The organism is Serratia sp. A07 (genome assembly GCF_058725505.1).
The window spans coordinates 1-4036 of sequence record NZ_JBZXDO010000098.1; the positions used below are offsets into that span (position 1 = coordinate 1).

5 protein-coding genes are annotated in these 4036 nt (G+C 45.1%); all 5 read right to left on the minus strand.

Annotation, left to right across the window (positions count from 1 at the left end; genetic code table 11):
* Positions 1 to 219 precede the first annotated feature (219 nt).
* A complete protein-coding gene (locus AC4PR2_RS27930) occupies positions 220 to 840 on the minus strand; it encodes a hypothetical protein (protein ID WP_047730810.1) in 621 nt (206 codons plus the stop codon).
* Positions 841 to 867: 27 nt separating this feature from the next.
* Positions 868 to 1422 carry a hypothetical protein gene (locus AC4PR2_RS27935; protein ID WP_492175921.1) on the minus strand — a complete coding sequence of 185 codons (555 nt, stop codon included), beginning with the start codon at positions 1420 to 1422 and terminating at the stop codon, positions 868 to 870.
* Between the two features lie 247 nt (positions 1423 to 1669).
* Positions 1670 to 1990: a hypothetical protein gene (locus tag AC4PR2_RS27940; RefSeq protein WP_492175922.1), complete on the minus strand. Its 321-nt coding sequence runs from the start codon at positions 1988 to 1990 to the stop codon at positions 1670 to 1672.
* Entirely contained in the window at positions 1938 to 2549 is a 612-nt protein-coding gene (locus AC4PR2_RS27945; RefSeq protein WP_492175923.1) for a GTPase family protein, read from the minus strand. The genes AC4PR2_RS27940 and AC4PR2_RS27945 overlap by 53 nt, the downstream gene beginning before the upstream one ends.
* 90 nt (positions 2550 to 2639) lie before the next feature.
* Positions 2640 to 3437 carry a hypothetical protein gene (locus tag AC4PR2_RS27950; protein ID WP_492175924.1) on the minus strand — a complete coding sequence of 266 codons (798 nt, stop codon included), beginning with the start codon at positions 3435 to 3437 and terminating at the stop codon, positions 2640 to 2642.
* Between the last annotated feature and the right edge of the window lie 599 nt (positions 3438 to 4036).

Sequence of the window (4036 nt, forward strand, 5' to 3'; positions counted from 1 at the left end):
GAGGCGGCATCACTGGCGCCGTAGTGAACCGGCCATTTTAATTGTCGCCGACCGGCCAAAATAATTGACGCGAGATAGTCACTGCATTCAGGGTTCATTGAGCGGTAGCGCAGGAGACGGCTCGAAATAGGTCATATCAGCGCCTAAAAACCAAAAACCCCGTCGCGATCGGCGACAGGGCTCTAAGTCAGTAGCAAACTGATAGCGGTAATCAATCAGCTAGAGATGATCAACAAGACGCTTGAGTGGTGATAGCTGACTATCACCTGATTTGATGTCGCATGATGTGGTCTTGGCATTAACCAATGCCTTGCCCAGAGCGGGTGTCAACAATTTCGCCGGGTATTGGAAGCTGTACGCCAGAGGGACATGATCGAAGCTGCTGTCGTTGTGGTAGAAGTGAAAAACAAAGGTCCCTTCCTTACGCTTCTGCATGGCAGAAACCGCCTGTGCCAAATTAGCCGTCAGAAGGCTGTCCATCAACGTATCGGGATGATCGATACTGATGTTCATTTGATGGGCCCCGGCCGGGTAATACTGCAGAGTCATTCCCGTTGCCCCCTCGGCCTTAACGCCATAGATATCTTTCAGGTAATACATGATGCCCAGACGTGCTTCATCGGCGTTGCAGGTGAGCCTGAATTTCTCAGTAACCTTTCCCTTCTTCCCCGTGATGATAAATTCATCAACGCCATCCATAATACGGTCATGCTCAACCTGTACGCTGTCAGCCACCACATTCCGGTATTCTATCGGCTTGGGATCGTAAGCCGCTGCGCATGCGGCCTGGCTCAACAGAGCGCTGACCAACAGGGTAAACATCATTATCATTTTTTTCATGTTCATCATCTCCTTGATAAAATTCACTTATTCCTGCTCCGTTAGCGTGACGTAAATATTCCCGCCTGAGCGTACTTCTATCGTCAGCGGTTCTTTTGAGCCGGTATTCAGCAAAGCCTGAGCCTGATAAAAACGCCCTGCCACCTCCTCCTTGATATCTGTGATACGGATACAGTGCTCCTCTATGCCCTGACGCTGCAGGATTTTAGTGACCACCGGGCAAGCACTTTGCGCCAGCCGTTCGATACCTGATTGCGTTTTAAAATGATTACCGGCCACGGCTGACAATACGGTACAAATCAGCCATACCTGTAACAAGCGCCAGGGTTTCCCCTGACGCTCGTCACGTTGCCGCAGGTAAACCATCGGCAGCAAGAACCACCCCATTGAAGGGGGCGTGATCTCCTGCTTCATCAGGTTAAGTCGGTCGAGCAGCACCCAAATAAGCGAGAGCACCATATACAAGCCAAGAGCAATCTCTTTAGGAAAGAAAATAGCGAGGGGTATCCAGATAACCGGAAGGCCAATGGATAAACACCAGGCATAGGTGTCTTGCTTAAGAAACGGATAAGGTTTCAACATAGAAAAATATTCCTTTATTAATAATTAATTAGAAAACAGTGGGATTAAACGACCTCCCCCGCGAGGGGATCGTATCGAGATGTAAAGAGGAGGGATAATCGTTAGTGAAGATCAATAAACCGAAACCGATCGTTGAAATCTATCGTTAAAAACGATCATTTAACTTTATTTAATAGTCAAAAACTATAACAAATCTATATTCGATCGGCGAAACAGATCGAACACAACGCAGGTTTCTCGGCATACGTTAAAAGAAGCGATGCCAGAGCAATTTGGCCAAAGAGAGCAAGCGAGAGCGCACCTGTTTTAACCACGTTCTTAATGTATGTGACTCCAGCAGGACTTCCACGCTTGCGTCAAAGATGTCACCTACAACGCGGCTAAAGCCCTCCTGCGCCGTGGTGGTCACCTTCTCTGTCCGATACTCAGGCTCAAGCTGACGGGCAACCGCACTGCTGGCTTTGTCGGGTAAAACGGTGATGAGGATTTCGACCCACCCAGGTATATTGAAACCTTCAGAGGCGGAAACCGCCAAGACAGGATGTACGGGAGAAAATACGGTATTCACCTGTCACTTTCTCCTGAAGGTTCTGCTGTTGCCGCAGAGAAGGTTGGCGAGTTGCAATATCCCATTCCCGGCAAGGCTCAATTTTATCGGCCTGGTTGAGGACGAAGATAAACCGGGCCGGATCGGCACCGTGCGACACCAACTGCCTATAACAACGAATATCGTCATTCCAGGCTCTGTCGTCGGCTTTGAGTACCCAAACGATCAGGTCCAGTTTATTCAGCCAGTGTTGGTACAAATGGACATACATCTTATCAAGCGTGGGTGTTTCACCGATCCCTGGGAAATCAATAATGTTGAGAGCATTCAGACCATCAGAGGTTTTGTACTGTTGAGCAAAACGGGTACACCCCTTCACCGCATCCACGTTGGCAGGAGGAGATGTAAAAAGCGTATTGCACAGGCTGGATTTCCCTGCGCCAGTTTTGCCAATCAGTCCGATTGTCGGTTCATAAGCGATCACTTCATCGAGTCGATGAAACACTCTTTGAGATATTTCTCGGGGAAGAGTCTGTAACAAAGAAGACAGAGGCTCATAGCTTTTCTGTTTTTTATTCATTGCATTACCTAAGATAATTAAGTTAAATACCACTTCAATGATATTTAACTAAGAAATTATCCAAATAAAAAACCAGAAAAATCTAGATATTTAACAGCCCCGCCATTTTAAATTAAATCTTTCTTTGTTGTTAATATTTTTAATTCCACAGAAAAAACCGTTATCTCCAATGAAAGTGTTTTTCACCTCGCTCACTCTATCTGAAAAAAACTTAGGCTCCTTAAAAACCGGAATAAAGAAACCACTATTATCCCTGTGTTCCCTTCTCCTCTCAAAAACAGGCACAACTCCAGAGTACTTACTTGAGAAATTCCTGCGCCACCCTTTATTAATAAGATCTGATTGCCTCAAATATCTAATATTGAAGAAATCATAATACCCACTATATTTATCCCACTCTGTAGAAGTAATTATCATAGGCTGATACATAACGCGATATTTAAGCTCCACACTTGAAACATTTGAGTTCTTCTTTAGACTCCCGGAAAACTGTAGTCTGAGAAACACAAAAATCGCACTGTCATCATCCACCTTATGAACATTTTCCCCATACACCTCCTTATAAAAATCAGCAAGAATCCCTGTGTTGGCCGCTTGGGTTATCTGTTCAGAATAAAACAACTTCCTCTCACTAGGCGTAGAGGCCAATGCCTCGTCAAGAACGAGTGCCCCATGAGAAGGGAAAATATCCTGTCTGGGATAGTAGTGATCATAAATCTCTATCTCAGGCCTGACTTTCCGCACATCGTTAGCATGCGGCCTTTCTTGCATGAGAAGCGACTCGACGTATTTTGACTGCGTCATCCCTGCTTTCTTGGCTGAGTTAATGACCCGTTCATAGAGCGCCTTATCGGAAAGATAGGTCGTTATCTTGTACTTGCTTGCCATCTCTTGCTTTCCCCCACAGCCTTGACTTTAAAAAGTAACTTACTTTACAACAAAATAATATATATCATGCAATTATGATAAATATAAACAAAAGATCAAGATTTTCAAAGGATCTCTTTGGGAGCAAGTAAAGCGCATTGGGTACGCCAATACATAGGGGTATGTAAAAAAATACTGCGCATCCCATTGATTGATCCATGAACACCCTCCCTACAAAACAGCGGTGGCGTTGCCGGTACTGGTCCAGTCTCTCCCATGCCACTCGAGGGAAGAGATAGCAAATGTGCCAACCAGAACAGGTTGCCCTGCGCAACAGCCCTTCCCTGCAAACAAGCATGTAAATATAGCTTTTTAAAAAAGCATAACTCCAGAGTAAATTATCCAAAAAGTAATCAATAGAATCGTAAGCTGACACCTCGCCCAGTCTGAAAATCGCCATGAAATTTGCTTAGTGCAAATTAAAATAAAATCTCGGATTGTTTAATATATATATAAAGAACATATATACAGAACACAGGGGATTTATCTCGCGTCAATTATTTTGGCCGGTCGGCGACAATTAAAATGGCCGGTTCACTACGGCGCCAGTGATGCCGCCT